18 protein-coding genes and 4 pseudogenes are annotated in these 17,184 nt (G+C 70.9%); 11 read left to right on the forward strand and 11 right to left on the reverse strand.

Annotation, left to right across the window (positions count from 1 at the left end):
* The 5 genes and pseudogenes from ACF07S_RS26555 to ACF07S_RS26575 all read right to left on the reverse strand — a co-directional run.
* Positions 1-269 (reverse strand): annotated as a pseudogene (locus ACF07S_RS26555) (erythromycin esterase family protein); the annotation flags it as partial.
* Between the two features lie 190 nt (positions 270-459).
* Entirely contained in the window at positions 460-1,101 is a 642-nt protein-coding gene (locus ACF07S_RS26560; RefSeq protein WP_391975292.1) for a hypothetical protein, read from the reverse strand.
* A 158-nt stretch (positions 1,102-1,259) separates the two neighbouring features.
* Positions 1,260-1,520 carry a hypothetical protein gene (locus ACF07S_RS26565; RefSeq protein WP_391975293.1) on the reverse strand — a complete coding sequence of 87 codons (261 nt, stop codon included), beginning with the start codon at positions 1,518-1,520 and terminating at the stop codon, positions 1,260-1,262.
* 165 nt (positions 1,521-1,685) lie between these two features.
* Complete coding sequence (locus ACF07S_RS26570) at positions 1,686-3,080, reverse strand: Mucin-2 (RefSeq protein WP_391975294.1); 1,395 nt, start codon at positions 3,078-3,080, stop codon at positions 1,686-1,688.
* Positions 3,002-3,823 (reverse strand): hypothetical protein, encoded by an 822-nt coding sequence (locus ACF07S_RS26575; RefSeq protein ID WP_391975295.1) that lies wholly within the window; start codon positions 3,821-3,823, stop codon positions 3,002-3,004. Before ACF07S_RS26575 ends, ACF07S_RS26570 begins: the two co-directional genes overlap by 79 nt.
* A gap of 975 nt (positions 3,824-4,798) precedes the next feature.
* Between ACF07S_RS26575 and ACF07S_RS26580 the strand changes: the two genes are divergently transcribed.
* From ACF07S_RS26580 to ACF07S_RS26595, 4 genes and pseudogenes are all read left to right on the forward strand, one after another.
* Entirely contained in the window at positions 4,799-5,977 is a 1,179-nt protein-coding gene (locus ACF07S_RS26580; protein ID WP_391975296.1) for a Cmx/CmrA family chloramphenicol efflux MFS transporter, read from the forward strand.
* A pseudogene (locus tag ACF07S_RS26585) lies at positions 5,974-6,976 on the forward strand (IS481 family transposase). Before ACF07S_RS26580 ends, ACF07S_RS26585 begins: the two are co-directional and overlap by 4 nt.
* Positions 6,977-7,517: 541 nt before the next feature.
* Positions 7,518-7,727 carry a hypothetical protein gene (locus ACF07S_RS26590; protein ID WP_311584251.1) on the forward strand — a complete coding sequence of 70 codons (210 nt, stop codon included), beginning with the start codon at positions 7,518-7,520 and terminating at the stop codon, positions 7,725-7,727.
* Positions 7,728-7,870: 143 nt separating this feature from the next.
* On the forward strand, positions 7,871-8,488 hold the full coding sequence (locus ACF07S_RS26595) for a restriction endonuclease (protein ID WP_391966979.1): 618 nt from the start codon (positions 7,871-7,873) through the stop codon (positions 8,486-8,488).
* Positions 8,489-9,097: 609 nt separating this feature from the next.
* Here ACF07S_RS26595 and ACF07S_RS26600 read toward each other — a convergent pair.
* The gene (locus ACF07S_RS26600; RefSeq protein ID WP_391966970.1) at positions 9,098-9,397 is read right to left on the reverse strand and encodes a hypothetical protein; all 300 of its coding nucleotides are present in this window, start codon (positions 9,395-9,397) and stop codon (positions 9,098-9,100) included.
* 92 nt (positions 9,398-9,489) lie between these two features.
* Here ACF07S_RS26600 and ACF07S_RS26605 point away from each other — a divergent pair, with 92 nt between their 5' ends.
* Both ACF07S_RS26605 and ACF07S_RS26610 read left to right on the forward strand, forming a co-directional pair.
* Positions 9,490-9,705 (forward strand): DUF4259 domain-containing protein, encoded by a 216-nt coding sequence (locus ACF07S_RS26605; RefSeq protein ID WP_391975297.1) that lies wholly within the window; start codon positions 9,490-9,492, stop codon positions 9,703-9,705.
* Positions 9,624-9,905 (forward strand): annotated as a pseudogene (locus tag ACF07S_RS26610) (DUF4259 domain-containing protein); the annotation flags it as partial. The gene ACF07S_RS26605 and the pseudogene ACF07S_RS26610, both read left to right, overlap by 82 nt.
* A 126-nt stretch (positions 9,906-10,031) precedes the next feature.
* On the opposite strand, the gene ACF07S_RS26615 reads toward ACF07S_RS26610, so the two are convergent.
* A complete protein-coding gene (locus ACF07S_RS26615; RefSeq protein ID WP_391975298.1) occupies positions 10,032-10,640 on the reverse strand; it encodes a TetR/AcrR family transcriptional regulator in 609 nt (202 codons plus the stop codon).
* Between the two features lie 186 nt (positions 10,641-10,826).
* Between ACF07S_RS26615 and ACF07S_RS26620 the strand changes: the two genes are divergently transcribed.
* The 4 genes and pseudogenes from ACF07S_RS26620 to ACF07S_RS26635 all read left to right on the forward strand — a co-directional run bounded on the left by ACF07S_RS26620 (position 10,827) and on the right by ACF07S_RS26635 (position 13,706).
* Positions 10,827-11,798, forward strand: a complete 972-nt coding sequence (locus ACF07S_RS26620; protein ID WP_391966968.1) for an alpha/beta hydrolase family protein — start codon at positions 10,827-10,829, stop codon at positions 11,796-11,798.
* 43 nt (positions 11,799-11,841) lie between these two features.
* Positions 11,842-12,438 (forward strand): NADPH-dependent F420 reductase, encoded by a 597-nt coding sequence (locus ACF07S_RS26625; protein ID WP_391975299.1) that lies wholly within the window; start codon positions 11,842-11,844, stop codon positions 12,436-12,438.
* A 112-nt stretch (positions 12,439-12,550) separates the two neighbouring features.
* Positions 12,551-12,805, forward strand: a pseudogene (locus ACF07S_RS26630) (transposase); the annotation flags it as partial.
* Positions 12,806-12,818: 13 nt separating this feature from the next.
* Positions 12,819-13,706 carry an IS3 family transposase gene (locus ACF07S_RS26635; RefSeq protein WP_391975300.1) on the forward strand — a complete coding sequence of 296 codons (888 nt, stop codon included), beginning with the start codon at positions 12,819-12,821 and terminating at the stop codon, positions 13,704-13,706.
* A gap of 108 nt (positions 13,707-13,814) precedes the next feature.
* Here the strand turns inward: ACF07S_RS26635 and ACF07S_RS26640 are convergent, their stop codons facing one another.
* Positions 13,815-14,573 carry an SDR family NAD(P)-dependent oxidoreductase gene (locus tag ACF07S_RS26640; RefSeq protein ID WP_391975301.1) on the reverse strand — a complete coding sequence of 253 codons (759 nt, stop codon included), beginning with the start codon at positions 14,571-14,573 and terminating at the stop codon, positions 13,815-13,817.
* Positions 14,574-14,722: 149 nt separating this feature from the next.
* Between ACF07S_RS26640 and ACF07S_RS26645 the strand changes: the two genes are divergently transcribed.
* Positions 14,723-15,361: a TetR/AcrR family transcriptional regulator gene (locus ACF07S_RS26645; RefSeq protein ID WP_391975302.1), complete on the forward strand. Its 639-nt coding sequence runs from the start codon at positions 14,723-14,725 to the stop codon at positions 15,359-15,361.
* Positions 15,362-15,810: 449 nt separating this feature from the next.
* On the opposite strand, the gene ACF07S_RS26650 is transcribed toward ACF07S_RS26645, so the two are convergent.
* The 3 genes from ACF07S_RS26650 to ACF07S_RS26660 all read right to left on the reverse strand — a co-directional run bounded on the left by ACF07S_RS26650 (position 15,811) and on the right by ACF07S_RS26660 (position 17,116).
* Positions 15,811-16,305 carry a hypothetical protein gene (locus ACF07S_RS26650; RefSeq protein WP_391975396.1) on the reverse strand — a complete coding sequence of 165 codons (495 nt, stop codon included), beginning with the start codon at positions 16,303-16,305 and terminating at the stop codon, positions 15,811-15,813.
* Between the two features lie 77 nt (positions 16,306-16,382).
* The gene (locus ACF07S_RS26655; RefSeq protein ID WP_391975303.1) at positions 16,383-16,658 is read right to left on the reverse strand and encodes a hypothetical protein; all 276 of its coding nucleotides are present in this window, start codon (positions 16,656-16,658) and stop codon (positions 16,383-16,385) included.
* On the reverse strand, positions 16,655-17,116 hold the full coding sequence (locus tag ACF07S_RS26660; protein ID WP_391975304.1) for an RRQRL motif-containing zinc-binding protein: 462 nt from the start codon (positions 17,114-17,116) through the stop codon (positions 16,655-16,657). Before ACF07S_RS26660 ends, ACF07S_RS26655 begins: the two co-directional genes overlap by 4 nt.
* Positions 17,117-17,184: the final 68 nt, after the last annotated feature.

Below are 17,184 nucleotides of genomic sequence, written 5' to 3' on the forward strand. Positions count from 1 at the left end.
CCGTGCGCGGCCTCGCCGACGCCGACCACCACGGCGTCACCGACCGCCTCCCCGAAGGGGCGCAGGTCCTCGAGCGGACCGGAGGCCTCGGTGGTACGTAACGGACGGGCTGCCTCCTCGAGGGCCGACAGTGCGTCGCCGACGCTCGTGAGGGGCCCGTCCCCAGCCCCGGTGTCCCCGCCGGCCGGGACCGCCGCGGCCGTTCCGGGCACGGCGGTGAGCCAGACGAGCAGCGCGGCCGCGAGCCGCCTTGTCAGGTGAGATGCCATGACGCCAGCGTCACCGCCCGGGCAACGGACCGCATTCCGGGTGTCACCCGGCCGGAGCAACGCCACAGGCGGCACAGACGCCCCACACTCTTCTGCCGGCGCCCGGCCCCCGGCTCGCTTCTGCTCCACCACGCCCTCGTGAGCACGCACCAAGCGCTGACCAGCCCCGCGCCCGCCCAGGACGCTGAACTCACCCAAGCCGGGCGGACGATGAAGATGCTGTCACCAGCCGAAGAGCCGGCTGGTCCGTCGGGACTGGCAGGTCGTTACGGCCGCGGCTCATCCGGCGCAGCGAGCAGGCTGTCATCGAGGCCGCCGACGATCGCGTCGAAGAGCACGGGGTCGACGGGCAGCGGGTCGGTGGACGGCGCCATGTCGAGCTCCGAGGCATGTCTCGGTCCTCGTGCCGCATTTCGTCCGTGCCTGCCGTGCTGCTGTCCGGCGCCCGGCGGGGTTCCGGGGCGGGGAGGCGTCCGACCTCGTCGAGGATGTCCGTGACGTGCGGTGCGGCGGCTGGGCGGGTGCGGGCGAGGTACTGGCCGAGCTCGGCGCGCAGGTCCCCTCCCGCGCCGGCCGCCATGGTCTGCTGGTGCAGTTCCCGCAGTTCGTCATCGGTGAGGTCGTCGACCCACGCGCTCGCCCGCCGGAACTCGGCCGCTTCCTCGTCGCGCAACTGCTGGTCGTACTCGTCGAGTTCGGCCTCGGCGGCGAGCCAGGGGCGGGCGGCTTCCTCCTGCCGGCGCCGCTCATCGGCGCGTTCGGCGTTCTCGCACTGGTACACCGCCGGCGGCCGCGGTCCGGCCAGGATCCAGCGGCGGGCGTCGGCCAGCACACGGGCGGCGGCGTCGCCGACAACGCAGGCGGCCGTGAAGGCGGCCGGCCACCGCTCGTTGGCCAGTCACTGCCCGGTCAAGGCGTTGTGCAGAGAGCTGCGGGTGAGCAGGCCCGCGGGCGCGGCGCGTTCGCGCAGGCGCATGCGGGCGTCCGCCTTCAACCGGCGCATGGCCCGGGCCCGCCCGGCCCGGGTGCTGATCCAGCCCGGCACGTACGGAGGGCGGGCCACGGGCGGGCGGCGCGCGCGGCCGCGTCCCGCATCTGCTCGGCCTTCTCCTCGTCGGCGTCGGCACCCTGGGCGACCGCGGGGACCGGACGCTCCAGGACGGCGAGGACGGTCACCGCGGTGATCGCGGTGATGACGACGGCGGTCTCGCCGCCGCCGAGGCCGCCGGCGCCGGGCGGGGAATCACTCATCCCCACCCGCCGCAGCGAGGCGGACGAGCACTACTACTCCCAGGTGCACAAGGTGAACGTGCTGCACCGCAGCGTGTCCCGGTGTCCGTCCGTCCTCACTCGGGGCGTTGCTGGGCGGGGTCGGGTCAAGAGAGTCGGCTGCCTGCTTCAGGCGTGCGCCCGTCGTCATGCGGGCACCCCGGCCTCGTCCATGACCACGGCCATCTCATGCGGGGGAAGGGCGGGGTTGGCACCCGCGCTGGAGGCCAGCTCGGGTAGGGCGAGGGCATCGAGGAGACGGGGAAGCGGCAGGCGGGGGTCGCGGGTTGCCGCCTGGCGCGTCCAGACGTCCGGGTCATGGCTGAGCCGCTCGATCAGATCGGGGGCGGCGGCGGGGTCGCGGACTGCCAGTTGCCGGTAAATCCCGTCCGGGTGGTCCGCATAGCGGGCGGCGAGCCCTTCTCGGGGGAAGCGGGGGTGACTGGTCGCCATCCAGGCGGAGAACGTCCCGCCGAGCCGTGCGTACACGCTCATCAGAACCTCCTCCGGGGTGTCGGGGTGATATACGGCCAGGTGGGTGCGCACGAGGACGTCCGTGTCCCGGGCCAGAAGCCGCAGGAGACCGCGGGGCAGATGGGGACTGCGGGCCGCGGCGCGGCGCAGCAGGGGATGGGTGGAGGTCGCTGTCCGGTGCAGTACGTCCTGATCGGCGATGCCGGCCGCCACCCAGTCCACGTCACCTCGTGCGTGCGGGGCCACGACGAAGTCGATCGCGGTGCGTCGTGCTTCGGTCAGCTCGGGCCGGAGGGAGACGGCCAGCCGCACCCCGTCGTCGGGGTGGACGGCGAGACGGTCCACGAGGTCGGCCGGCAGGGACGGATTGCCTGCGAGCTCGGCCAGGTGGTCGTCCTCGGCGAGGAACCGCTCCGCGTCCGGGCGGTCGAGAAGCCCTCGGCGCAGTGCCTCGGGCAGGGCGGCGGGGTCGCGGAGCATCGCCGCCGTGAGCTGTGCGTCGTGGGGGCACGCGCACAGCGCGGCAGACCGCCGTGCCCCGGGGTCTGGATCGTCGAGCAGCGTGGCGCGTCCGTCCGCCGTCAGGTCGTCCCAGACGCGCAGGGCGGCTCGTCGCGCGGCCGGATCGGGATGCCGGACCAGGGAGGCGAGGAAGGGCGGCGCCAAGTGGGGCGAGTCCAACAGCGCCCTCCGCACGGACGGTTCGGGGTCTTCGAGGAGACGGCCGCACACGGCGGCCGGCAGCGGACGGACCTTCGTGCGGGGATCGTGGGTCCATTCGGGTCCGTATGCGACGGCGGCACGCACCTTGAGCGAGGGGTCGGTTGCGAGCCGAGCGCGCTGCTCGGGCTCCGCCTGGCCGCTCATCGCGAGGTGCACTCGCGCGTCCAGGACCGGGTGGGCGAGGATCGCCGCCACGGCCGGCTCGGGAAGCCCCGGACGGTGGAGGGCTTGGAAGGGCGGGCCGTGGCCCCCACCGTCGAAAGCGATCAGTCGCAACAGCAGGGGTGCGGGAAGGGCCGGATTGGCGGCGACTCCGTCCAGCGCGGAGGAAGAGAAGGCGACCACGTCTCAGCTCCCCGCCCCGTCGCTTCGCGCGCAGGCCCGACGCCTACGCGGCATCGGCCTCTCGGATCAGCGGCCGTCATCCTGCCACGACCCAGACGCCCTCCGCACATGGCGGTCTTGCCCCGGGCCGGGTCGCCGAACAGACACGCCGCGCCCTGGGTCGCCGTCGCCTGCCCGACCGCCCCGGTCACCGCCCGCACCGACGACGTCCGCACCAGTTGCGCGCCCGCCGGCAACGCCACACCTGCCAGCGCACCGTTCTCCCCCGCCGACGAGCCTGCGACCGCACCTGGCTCGGAGGGCGGCAGCCGGAGCGCAGCCACTTTCGCCGCGCCTGCCTCACTCGGTCCGGCCAGGGCGAGGTCAGACAGTGCCTGCCGCGTTTGCTGTTCTTCACGCTCCCGCCGCGCCACCGCGCGGTCCGGCAGGACCCTGCCGGCCTGAAGGTCCCGGCGCACCGCCCGGTGCAACGACGCCAGGGAGGGCACCTCGCCCCCGACCGCCTTCAGGTGCCGGTGCAGCGCCGCAACGTTCCCGCCCGCCTGAGCCAGTGCCTCCCACATCTGGTGGGACAACTCCAGCCGGGCCCGCGGCCTGCGCTCGACACGGCCCTCCGTCCGCGCCGCATCCAGCCAGCGCCACACCGTGCGCACATTCACCCCGCCGACCTGGGCGCCCGCACGCACATGCGCCGTGGTCAACGCCCCGGCCGCCTCGAGCTCCAGCAGCCGCGCAACCAGCACCGGTCTGGACACCCTCAGCCCCGCCGTGACCTCACCCCACGCGCCCGACTCCCCCGTCCCGCCCCCTTCCGCCCGCGCAGAACCGACACCGACCACCGTGCCGCCGCGCAGTCCTCGGAAGGATCAGAAGCGCCGTTCTCAAGACAGTGGAGCGGAGTGGGGTGTGCCGCCCCATGACAGCCGCACCGCCACAAAAACCGCCCCACGACGGTGACCATGCCCTTCCTCGACGCCCGACCATCGAAAACACCCAGCTCTGATGTGCCGTCGCTGACCCCCACCCACTGACACCGAACCGGCACATCGCAGTGGAGGAATGCCTGCACGGACACCGAGAAACGAGTCTTGCGGGACCGGGCATCCCACCCTTGAGACTCCTGCGACTCCGCCCGGGCGGATCGCTCGCCTCCAGGCCGTCCCTGGCCTGTCGGGGGGACAGTCGCGAACCGCGCGCGGCAGACTACGCGACGCGCCGGGCGACACTCGACACCACGTCTTCCAGCGGCACGGCGAGTGGTTCGTCGTTGCGCGGTGGAAGAGATCCGGTGCGACGACGACAGCGGCGCGGCGGCCCCGGCCGACGCGCAACCGGCTGAGCGCGCCCCGATCCCCGGCCGCGCCGCCCATCCCGCCCTCCTCCTTCACTCCAGCCAAGGGACATGGGCAGAGCAGCCGCAACGGGGATGTGGGGACCTGTCCCCGGAGGGTGTGTTGCGGGACATGACGTTGGTCGCCCAGCTCCAATGCCGGTGAAACCGAGGTGCCTCGTCGAGCATCAGTCGGGTACCGTGCGGGCCATGTCGAGTCCTGAGTCAGACAAGGTGGGGGCTTTCGGTCACGCCGTCAGCCCCCTGAACCACTGAGCTCGTAGCCCTGTCGTCGCACCGCATTCTGCGGTCGGGCGAGTGTGCCCCTGGGGCTGGCCGCGGTGACGAGATGACCTTCTCGTGCCTCTCCTCACCTCGGAGCCACTCGATGCCTCTCCCGCTGTATCTGCTTGCCATGGCGGTTTTCGCCATGGGCACCTCGGAGTTCATGCTCGCCGGCCTCCTGCCGGACATCGCCTCAGATCTCGACGTCACAATCGGGACAGCAGGCACGCTCACCTCGGCCTTCGCGGTCGGCATGGTCATCGGTGCTCCCCTTGTGGCTGCGCTCGCCCGCAACTGGCCCAGGCGCTCCAGCCTTCTCGGGTTCATCCTCACTTTCGCGGCAGCGCACGCCGTGGGCGCCGTCACCACCAGCTTTCCAGTCCTGTTCGCCACCCGGGTAGTCGCCGCGCTCGCGAACGCAGGGTTTCTCGCCGTCGCTCTCACGGCTGCCGCCACGCTGGTCCCACCCGACAAGAAGGGACGTGCGCTGGCCGTGCTGCTGTCCGGCACCACGGTGGCCACGATCGCCGGTGTCCCTGGCGGGTCGGTACTCGGCACGGTGCTCGGCTGGCGGGCCACCTTCTGGGCCGTCGCCGCTCTCTGCCTGCCTGCAGCTCTCGGCATCCTCAAGGCAATCCCGGCGGGACGTGCGAAGCAAGAGGCGACTGGCGGGCCAGCCTTGCAAGCGGAGCTCGCCCAGCTCACAAGGCCGTCGTTGATTCTGGTGATGCTGCTTGGCGCGCTGGTGAACGCAGCCACGTTCGGAAGCTTCACCTTCCTCGCCCCCGTCGTGACCGACGCCGCCGGGCTGGGAGAATTGTGGATCTCTGTCGTTCTGGTGCTCTTCGGTGCCGGTTCCTTCGCCGGGGTCACCATCGCCGGCCGGCTGTCCGACCAGCGTCCCGGTCCGGTCATCGCAGTCGGCGGCCCGCTGCTGCTCATCGGCTGGCCGGCCCTCGCAGTGCTGGCCGACAAGCCGGTGGCCCTGTTCACCCTCGTGTTCGTACAGGGCGCCCTGTCGTTCGCGCTGGGCAGCACCCTGATCACCCGGGTCCTCTATGAAGCCGCAGGAGCCCCGACCATGGCTGGCTCGTACGCGACGGCGGCACTCAACGTCGGCGCCGCCGTTGGCCCCCTCATCGCCGCGACCACCCTCGGCACCGCACTCGGAAATATCGGGCCTCTGTGGTCGAGCGGGTTCCTGGTCGCTGTCGCGCTGCTCATCGCATTCCCACTTCGCACAGTGATCGCGGCTGGCCGGAGCGCCGAGGTGCTCCAATGACGCATGCGAACGCTCCTTTGACCATTGAGGGACGCCGACGACTCGTCGAGCGCTGCCGCGCCCGTCCGATCGCCCACGTCGCTGCCGAGGCAGACGTCTCCCGGGCCCGCCTGTCCAAGTGGAAGAACCGCTACGACCAGTACGGCGAAGCCGGGCTCCGGGACCATCCGAGTGTCCCGCACTCCTCACCGACCCAGACCCCGCCCGACGTCGTCGAACGGATCGAGCAGCTGCGGCGGGACAACAAGTGGTCCGCCCGCAGGATCGCACTCGAACTCACGGACCAGGGCGTACGCATCAGTGAACGTACTGTGGGCCGGTGGCTGGCGCGTCTGGGCATCAACCACCGCCGGTTCCTCGACCCCGACGGCTCGGCCAACCGGCGCCCGCCGAAACAGATCGTGGTCCGCTACCCGGGCCACATGGTCCACCTGGACGTCAAGAAGGTAGGACGCATCCCCGACGGCGGCGGGTGGAGGGTCCACGGACGCGGCTCCGAGCAGGCAAAATCAGCCCAACGCGCGAAGACCGCCGGGACCAAGGGCGGGTACATACATCTACCTGCACTCCGCCGTCGACGGGTTCTCCCGCCCGGCCTACACCGAACACCTCCCCGACGAGAAGGCCGTCACCACCGTGGGGTTCCTCAGCCGCGCCCGCGCGTTCTTCGCCGCCCACGGCATCCACCGGGTTGTTCGCGTGGTCACCGACAACGGCGCGAACTACCGCGCCGCCGTCTTCGCACGCTCCTTGACCTCATGGGTCTCTCGTCACCAGCGGACCAGGCCTTACACGCCCCGGCACAACGGCAAGGTCGAACGATTCCACCGCACCCTGCTCGAGGAGTGGGCCTACCAGCGGCCCTACACCTCAGACCGCGAACGCCAGACCGCGTTTCCCGACTGGCTGGACTGGTACAACTACCATCGACCCCACACCGGCATCGGCGGCCACCCACCAGCCAGCCGCGTCACCAACCTGTCCGATCAACATACCTAGGTGATTGCCCTGTGAGGTTGGGGACGCCGCCACCCGGGCCGACCTCGCCCACCTCGTCGGCACCGGAGAGGGCGCCGACGTCCTGACCGGCGTCCACACCGCCGCCGCCGGTACCGCCCCCGACCGGCACACCGCCGACATGGTCAGCGCCGCCGTCCGCGCCATCCTCCTCCCGGGCGCCGTACTGTTAAGGGTGCCCACGCCCTGGGGCTGGACGCCGTCGCCGACCAGCTCCTCACTGTCTGATCCACGACAGGGGCCGCAAGCACCCGTGCGGATGGCCATCTGCCGCCGGCCCCGGCCCCGCTCGCAGCTGCGGGTGGCCGGTGTCGATGCGCCGGAACGGCCGGGCGGGTCCTCTGCCTCGTTCACCTGTGGGAACGGGTGTCCGGACGGTAACCGGACAGCATTCGGCGACGTTCCGCCAACGTCCACTGACCCGCTGCGATCCGGTCGCCTGATCGGCTGCACTGTTCCCCGGCCCCTTCAGGGCAGCCAGGAACAGTGCAGGAGACGAGGGCGGGGCGGGAGCGGGTTTCGCATGGTGACGATCAACGTGGGGGTGCTGCTCGCGGTCATCGTGGTGATGCGGCTACGCCGCAGGACCCAGGCCAGAAGCCGCGTCGAGGAACGCAACACCGCCCTCTTCGTCCTGGCCCTGGGCATCGTGATCGCGCCGACCCCACTGGGCCAGGGCATCTTCAACGTGATCAAGCAGCTGGTGAACGGCATCTCGCAGGCCGGCACATGAGTCCTCGATCCCGGAGCACTCGCCGCTCCCCCGCCCGACGCCCAAGCCGTACGTCTCCCGCCTCTCGACGCCGGTCCGCGCCGAGGCGTCGCCCGACTTCCTACCGTCCAAGGCGGGCCTCCGGCTGGGAGCAGGCCGGTCTGCTGCTCCTGGTGCTCGCCGTGGTGTGGAGCCTGGTGGTCGGCATGTTGCGGTGGCTGGCCGCGCACCCTTGGGTGCCGATCGTGCTGCTGCTCGCCGCGACGGCGGCCGGCGGGGTATGGGTGCACCGGCGCCGGGAGGCCGCCCGCTGGAACCGGGTGCGGGAGCAGGGACTGCGCTACGCGATGCCACAGATCGACGCCCTGCACCACCGGCAGTTCGAGGAAGCCGTACGGGATCTGATGCGCCGTGACGGCTGCCCCGAGGCGATCCGGGTCGGTGGGGCCGGCGACAATGGCGCCGATGTGAAGGCCACCGATCCCTTCGGCCGCCTGTGGGTGATCCAATGTAAGCACCGCAAGGCCGGACTGGCCGGCTCCGCTGTCGGAACCCCGGACCTGCACGTCCTGAACGGCACCGGCCGGCCCGTCCACAACGGCGACGTTGTCGTGCTGGTCACCAACAGCCGCTTCACGGACAAAGCCGTCGCCTTCGCCCGCTCCCAGCGACTCCACCTCGTCGACCGCCATCTGCTCGCCCGGTGGGCCGCCGGCTCCACTCCGCTGTGGGAACTCCTGAGCGCGGTTCCCTCCCCCCGCCGTCCCGCCTCCGGGTCCTGATCCCTGCCGAGGCATGGCGGTGTCAGGCGGCCGCACGGCCGGACTGGCGGCGCCGTCTGACTTCCTCAACGCTCCGTCCCACCACCGCGGCCACGTCTTTGACCGGGGGCGTTCACAGGCACGGCCAGTCCAGCAGTGCCTTGGGCAGGCCGCCGGGTCGTCCCCAACCGGATCCGGATCCGGCGCAGTAATCGGATGCATCGCAGCGAGGTGGGAAGCCGTTGGCCGGGCCGTCGCCCTCGATATCGCGGCCACAGCCATCCTGGCCGTCGTCGCCGAGCCCTCCGCCGCCGACGGCGGTCGCGGGTGAGCCGCCGGGCGGCCGAGCCGGTGGAACTGGCGCGGCTGCGCGGCTGGTTGCGCGCGGCGAAGGGACGGCGCACCTTCGCTGCCCCGGCGCGGCGGGCCGACGCCGGGAAGCTGCCGGTCTCGGTGTGCACGCTGCGCCGGTCGCTGGACGGGCGGCTTCCACCCTGCGCACCGTCCAGGCGTTCGCCCGGGGCGCAGACGCCGACGAGGAGGAGGGCGCGCGGGTGTGGGCGGCGGCCGCGGCCGCCGTACGCCCCGAGCCAGTGCGGAAGCCCGCCGGGTACGTGCCCGGGCGCGGCATCACCACCCCTTGCGGGGTTGGCCGCGGCCGTGGAGAAGGTGAGGGCGGCAGTCGTCCGCGCCGACCCGGGTTCGCGTGAAGGCCAGCACGCCGTCGTCGTTGCCTTCCCTCTTGGCCTTGGCCAACTGCGTCTCGATGTCCGCGATGTACTGGGCACACTCGGCGCTGACGGGCTTCTCGGGCTGCGGGTCAGGCTCCGGAAAGGCGTTCAGTGCGGCGGTGGCTGCGATACCGGCCACGCACAGCACCACCCACGTGGCAATCCACGTGCGGCGGCTCATCCGTAACGGCTCGGGCATGTAGGAATCCTACGAGCGTCACGCCAGGCCTCTTCCGTCAGTGGCTCCTGGAATCACGCCTTCGTCAAAGACAGCCATGTCAGGGGTCATGCATGGGAACGTGGGGAACCGGCCCGTTCGACAGCGACCTCACCGCTGACTTCGTCGGTGCACTTGAGGGACTCACCCACCAGCAGGTCATCGGCGTGCTGGAGCGGGCGTTCAGCGAGTCACCGGCTCGGGAGAGCGCATCGAGGGCGGAGAGGGGTCCGAAGCCGTTGCCGTCGGCGCTCTCCTCGCCAGCACCCTCCCGGACAGCCCCATCGTGATTGACCCCGATGACGGCCCCAGAGAACCGTTGCCCGAACCGCCGGCCTCGCTTCGCGCGTCGGCGAGACTCGCACTGGACCGGGTTCTCCGGGACGGATCAGAGATGGCGACCGACTGGGTGGACAGCGCTGACGCCGGTCAGTGGCGCCAGGAAGTGCGACGGATCCTCCAAGCCCTCGAAACACCCGCCGATCACTAACCGTGACCACTTCACGGAACTCGTGCCAGAACCCAGATCGACGCTCGACCAAGATCCCCGACAGTGTCAACCTCTCAGGCAGCGCGGGCCGTAGCGAGGGCGGTTGCGGCCGGTGCGGCGCGCGCGTCAGCGGTCGAGCTTGAGTGCGCCGTGGCCGACATGGGTTCTCTCGGCGATGCTGCGGATCAGGTTCAGCAGATCCTCGTGCAGGCGGTCGGTCATACGGCCCTCGGCGACACTGCGTTCGAAGGATCGGTTGACGCCTCTGATCGCCGCACGGCCGGCGGCCTCCAACGGGTCCTCCTGATCGGTGCCGTCGAAGGGGAACTCGGTCCCGGCGATCCGGCGTGACACCTCCACCTCGGCCAGGGCGACGACGCCGGGATTGGCGAGCGCCATCGCGCGGGTCAGCGCCGCCTCCTCATGATCGAGGTGGTCACGCAGGTCGCGCCACCACTTGTCGACGAGTTCGACGAAGTCGACGGACGGATCGGCGTGGTAGAGCGCGATGAGCCGCTGCTCGCGTTCGGCCGGCCATTCGGTGACGAAGTCGAGCTTGGAGGAGAAGTAGCCCGTCACCGTTCGCGGGGCCACGTCGGCGGCCTCGGCGATGTCGGCGATGGTCGTCCCCTCGTAGCCGTGTTCTACGAACAGTCGCAGGGCGGTGTGCAGGATGTGGCGCCGACGGCGTGCCTTGTTCCGCTCCCGCAGTCCGGGACCTTTCCCTGTCGTCACCGCGCCCTCCCTCTCGTCGTTCGTCTCGGCATGCGCCAATACGCGGTTCTTGCCATGTATAGCATGGACGCCTCACCCAGCATAAATGCCTTCTTGCGCAAACTTGCCTTCTATGGCAAGATTTTTGTCGACGGTCCGACGGTGTGTCCGAACGGACGGCAACTGCCCGTGGACCGCGCAGAGGAGATGGTCTTGAACACTGCATACGCCGATGCATCCGGTTTCCCGGTCGGTGATCCGACGCCGATCCTGAGTTACAGCCCCGTCGTCCTCGACGTCCCGGACAGGCCCGTCCGGCTGGAGATCAAGGTCACGGCGCCCGCGACGGGCACCGGGCTGCCGGTCATCGTGTTCTCCCACGGGCACGGTGGCGCAAACTTCCTGTCCTCGCTGCGCGGCTACGGCCCGCTCGTGGACTTCTGGGCCGCTCACGGATTCGTCGTCATCCAGCCGACACACCTCGACTCCACCGTGCTCGGACTGCGCGAGCAGGCCCTGCCCGACGCACCCCTCTTCTGGCACGACCGCGCCCTCGACATGCACGCCGTCCTGGACCGTCTGCCGGAGATCCTCGGCGCCGTCCCCGGCCTGCCGCAACGCGTCGACACCAGCAGGATCGCGGCAGTCGGTCACTCGCTGGGCGGCCACACGGTGTCGCTGCTGATGGGCATGCAGGTCCTGGAGCCGCAGGACCCTCGGGAGAAGGACCTGTCGGACCCACGACTGACGGCAGGTGTCGTCATCGGGGCCCCCGGCATCGCCGACGAGCACTTCGGTTCGTGGGCCAGGGAGCACTACCCGTCGCTGCAGTACCCGGACTTCGCGACGATGACCGGCACCACGCTGGTCGTGGCCGGCGAGGAGGACCTGAACCCGAACTTCTCCAGCCGCCCGAGCTACCGGTGGGACGCCTACACACACAGCCCGGGCGGTAACAAGACGCTGCTCATGATGCTGGGGGCCGGGCACCTGTTCGGCGGGATCTCCGGCTACGACGCGGCCGAGACCACGGACGAGAACCCGGCCCGCGTCGCCGCACTGCGCGCACTGGTCCTGTCCTACCTGCGTTCCCAGCTTCTCGGCGACCGGTCCTGGGAAACGGCGCTCGACCTGCTCCCGTCCCTGCCGGTACCTCTCGCCACGGTGGAAACCAGGTGAGTACGCAACGTCGCCCTCACCGAGGACCGAAGAGGAGCAATCCGTGAACATCGCCGTCCTCGGAACCGGCAAAGTCGGCTCAACGCTGGGCACACGCCTGACAACACGAGGCCACCGTGTGCTCTACGGATCCCGGACACCCACGGGAGCAGACCGGCTCGACCACCGCAGCGCCGTCGCCTCCTGCGACCTCGTCGTCACGGCCCTGCCCGGCGACGACGTGCTCGGCGTCCTGGACGAGATCGGGGACGAGGTGCTGGGCGGCAAGATCCTGCTCGACCCCTCGGCGACGATCACCCCGCAGACCGCCACAGGGCACACCGGCGACGGGGTGGCCGTCCGGGTCCAGAGACGGTTCCCGCGCACACGCGTGGTGAAGACCCTCAACACGATGAACTTCGCCATCATGGTCGACCCGCTCGCATCGGTCCCCGCGGCCACCGTCTTCGTCAGCGGTGACGACGCCGCGGCGAAGACGGTGGTCACCGGCCTGCTCGGCGACCTGGGCTGGCCCGATACCGGCATCATCGACCTGGGCGGCATCCACACGGCCACCGCGACCGAACAAGCCGGCTCGCTGTACTTCGCAACAGTGCGAGCCCTGGGCGACGCGAGGTTCAACCTCACGGTGTCGCGATGACGGGGACAGCACCGGATTGAAGCTTCCCCTTGATCGTGGACACCTGGAGACTGGGATCTTGAGGTTCCAGAGGAAGTAGCACCAGGCGGGAAGCAAGTACACGAAGCGGTACACCGAGGAGTTCAAGCGGCACGCGATCGCGTTCGTCGATTCTTCGGGCAAGACGGTCACCGCCGTCGCCCGGGAACTCGGGATCAGCTCCGAGTCCCTGCGCGGTCGGTACCGCCGGGCGGAGGCGGACCGGGGCGAGGGCGGGTCCGGCGAGCTGACCAGCGCCGAGCGCGAGGAGATCAGGCGGCTGCGCAAGGAGGTCCGCGAACAGCAGCAGATGATCGGGGTCCTGAAAAAGCGACGGCCTTCTTCGTGAAGGAGGACGACCGGTGAGCGAGCTGTGCCGGTTGATCCATGCGGAGAAGGCGACCTATCCGATCGTCCTGCTGTGCCGGGTGCTGAAGGTCGCCCGCTCCTCCTCCTACGCCTGGCGCGAGGGCGAGGCCGTCCGCCGCGCCCGGCAGGCCGCCGACGACACGCTCGCGCACAAGATCGCTGTGGTGCACATCGTCTCCCGCCACACCTACGGGGTCCCGCGCATCCACGCCGGACTGCGGCGCCCGGGTCGGCGGGTGAACCGCAAACGCGTCGCCCGCGTGATGCGTGAACGCGACATCCGCGGTGTCACCCGCCGCAGGAGGCGTTCGTTGACCCGGCCTGATGTGAAGGCGAAGCCGGCTCCGGACCTGATCGGCCGCGGCTTTCATGCCGGGCGCCCCGGCACCAGGCTGGTCGGCGGCATCACCTGCCTGCCCACCGCAGAGGGCTGGCTCTACCTCGCCTGCTGGCTGGACCTGGCCACCCGCGAGGTCGTCGGCTATGCCATGGCCGACCACCACCGCGCAGAACTCGTCGTCGAAGCGCTCGACATGGCCCACGGCCGGGGCGGACTGGAGCCCGGCTGCGTGATCCACAGCGATCGCGGCAGCGAATACACGTCCACCCATTTCCGGGAACGAATAGGGGAGTTCGGGCTGCGGCAGAGCTGCGGACGCACCGGATCATGCTTCGACAACGCTGCCATGGAGAGCTTCTGGGCCCTGCTCAAGGAGGAGATCGGCACCCGTACCCGGCCCGACCGGGCCACCGCCAGCGCGGAGGTCTTCTCCTTCATCGAAGGCTTCTACAACCGCCGCCGACTGCGCAAGCACAAGACCTTCGGCTATCTCACCCCGGCCGAGACCAGGCAACGGCATCAGCATGCCTTCGCGGCATAACCATCACGTGTCCGGGATCACGGGGAAACTTCATCTGCGGCCCTGGCCCACCGCGCTGGTCCGGGAATGCGGCCGGTGCCCTCGAGCCGCCGGTGCTTGCCCGTGCCGCTAGAGCAGGGCGCCTCCAGAGACTTCGAGGCGCTGGGCGGTGACCCAGCGCAGGCTGTCGGAGGCGAGGGTGGCGATGGCGTCGCCGATCTCGGCGGGTTCGCCGACGCGGCCCAGAGCGGTCTGCGCCGCCAGCCCCGCTCGCATGTCGGTGTCATCGCGCATGGCGCCGCCGTTGAAGTCGGTGGCGGTCGGCCCCGGGGCGATGGAGTTGACCCGGATGCCGCGCGGACCCAGTTCCAGGGCAAGGGTGCGGCTGAGCGCCTCGATGGCGGCCTTGGACGCCGAGTAGACGGCGGTGGCAGGGCTGGTGTGGCGGGTCAGGGAGCTGGAGACGTTGATGACGCCGGCGGGGTCGGCAAGCAGCGGCAGCAGAGCCTGGATGAGGAAGAACGTCCCGCGAACGTTGGTATTCATCATCACGTCGAAGTCCGCGACGCTGACCTGCTCCAGGGGGCTGAAAATCCCCACCCCGGCGTTGTTGACCAGGACGTCGGGCCGCATGGCGTCCCAGAGCCGCAGATGCTCGCCGAGCTCTGCCGCAAAGGGGAGGAAGGAAGCGACGTCGCTGATGTCCAGACGCAGCGCGAGAGCGGCGGACCCGGCCGCCCGCACCGCCTCAACCGTCTCCTGCGCCCCCGCCGCGTCGCCCCGGTATGTGACGATCACTCTGGCCCCACGCTGCGCCAGCGCCACCGCCGTACTGCGGCCCAGCCCCCGGTTGGCACCGGTCACCAGCGCGATCTTCTGGCTGTCCATGCAACTGCTCCTCGGGTGAAAAAGGAAAGAGACCGCCGGGCCCACTGCCGCGGCGCGGAATGCGAGTCGACCGACTCGCCTCCTTCACCGTAGGGCCACCCCAGAGGCGAGTCAAGTGACTCGCCTCGCCGTAGAGGCATACTGTCCTCATGGCAGAAGGACTCTCCGACCACCACCGACGGCTGGCTCAGCAGAAGCGGGAAGCGATCACCTCGTCCGCAACCGCACTGTTCCTGGAGCGCGGATACGGCGGGACGTCACTGGCCCGGATCGCAGAGACGGCCGGGGTGTCGAAGTCGACGCTGTTCAAGCAGTTCCCGACCAAGGCGGCCCTCTTCGAGGCCATCGTGACCGAGTCCTGGCAGCAGGGGTCCGGCCAGGCGCCGGTCCGGCCCCCGGCAGGCGACCTGCGTGCGGGACTGGTGGCCATCGGCCGCCAGTACGCCGAGCTGGTGGGCCGGCCCGGTATGACGGCCCTGTTCAGGATCGTGATCGCCGAGCTGCCGCGCCTGCCCGAGCTGGGCAGGATGCAGTTCCAGCTGGGAAAGCTGCCCTACTTGGACTCCGTGCGGCTCTACCTGCAGGCCGAGCACGAGGCCGGCACCGCCCGCGTGCCCGATGCAGAGAGTGCCGCAAACCAGTTCCTCGGCATGATCGCCAACTTCGTCCTGTGGCCCCGGATGCTGCTCACCGACTGGGACCCTGCCGCGCGGGAGACGGGCTACGCCGTCGACGAGGCCGTGGAGACGATGCTCGCCCGGTACGGCACCGGCCGCCAGAAGCCATGAACCCAAGCGCCCCCCGACCGTGCCGCTGCGTGCGTGCGGCGGAGACGTGCAGATCGTGCCGTCGTCGGGTGGGGCGGTCGCCCGTGGACGTCGATGGACGCGCCGTCGGGGATACGGACGGTCGAGCCACAGTCACAGCCACAGGACGGGTATGGGGACCTGGCTGCGCCAGCGTTCGCGCGGTGTCGTGGATCTCGCGCCGTATACGTATCGAGGAGCACGTGTCGTACCAGGGGCCGTTCTTGCCAGCCCCACGGAGACGCCGCCGGTCGACTGAAGGCAGAGGCTCGCGCACGCTCCTGGGGCCCACGAAACACAGCCCGACCGGCAGGACCGAACCGTACGAGGGCTCCTTCTCAACCGGCCCCGTCGGCATACGCCTCGGCCTTTCCAGGCATTCCACAAGTTTCAATAGCCGCAGGTGCCAGCATGCGGCAGGTGCGGGTAGGTCAGCGAGGCCATGCGGAATCACCTTGCGGGTGAAGGGCGCGGGCGGCCCAGTTCAGGCGCTGCCCGGCGTCGTCGGTGAGCAGGGCGGCGGCCTCGTGCAGCGGGCAGGAGGCGCCACCGTCGCGGTCGGGTTCGATCTGCTCCGTCCGGCACGCGGCGGTCCGCGGCGTAGCGGGTGTGCCGAAGGAGATGGCGCACGCGGCCGCGGCGGCGGCCGGGTGGACCTTGCCCGGGCGCGGGCGTCGGCGCGGGCCTGGGCCGTCTCGCACGGCCCGCAGGAGTCTTCGCCGCGGGCTTCGTGGCAGGCGTGGCCCTCGCTGGTGCCGTGCGGGGCGGTGATGCCGCGCAGCGCTGCCAGCGGGTACAGCTCGTCGGGGGGCGACGTCGGTGCGGGTGTGGATGGCGCGCTGGGTGTAGCCGTCGCGCAGCAGGGTCAGGGCGACGGCCTGGCCGACGGTGTGCGCCGGCCGGCCGGTGGGACCGAAGGTTGCCATGAGGGTCCTTCCGTACAGATGAAAGGGGGCGGCCACCGGCTGGTGGCCGGTGGCCGCGGGTGGGGAGGAGAGGGGTGTCAGGCGTGGTCGTCGTCGTGCCGACGCCTGGGCTGGATGTCGGAGGCGCACCGGCCCAGGCGTGCCTCAACCGGGTTCGCGGCGATCCAGGACTCCGCACACGTCTTGTGCACGGGCTCTCCGTCGTGGGACCGCATCCGCGTGTCCGTGTCGCACAGCATGCACGGCAGTTCCTGCCAGCGGTCGAAGTGGCGGGCGTCCCGCCAGCCCAGCAGGCCGCCGGGAGCCGGGATGAGCCCCGGCTCGAACAGCGGCTTCTTACTGCGGCGGGTCACGGCCGGAAGCCGGGCAGCTGCTGGAAGACTTGCTGCACCAGGTCCGGCGACGGCCGCCAGGGGCCGAGCTGCCCGTCGGCGGGCACCGGCAGCGGCAGGCAGCAGTGGTACCGGCGCCTGCACTCCGGGCACGTGGACCTCGCGGCCATAGCCCGGTCCAGCGCTCGCTCTTGGGCGAGCGCCGGTGTCCGTTCGGGCACCGCCAGGTCGATGTGGTACAGCCACGCCCAGCGCCCGCTGCGCAAGACGAGCCGACCGACGGGCCCGTGGCCGCCGGGGCTCAGGCCCATCGCCCGTAACCGGCGGCGGGTGGCCGGCCCGGTTTCCGGCACGGGGCCCTTGCCGCGCACCGCGGCGAACACCGCGACGGCGCCGGGGGCCTGGTTGCGGCCGAAGTCCGGGAAGCTGCCGTCGTCGTAGAGGTCGACGTCGACCAGGTCCTCGTCTTGGCCGGCCATCACCGACTCCAGGGGCCGGGCAGCGGCGGCACGGCCTCCGGTCGGCGAGGCCTACTGGTGAAGAGGCG

This window comes from Streptomyces sp. NPDC016640 (genome assembly GCF_043076215.1).
Lineage (GTDB): Bacteria > Actinomycetota > Actinomycetes > Streptomycetales > Streptomycetaceae > Streptomyces.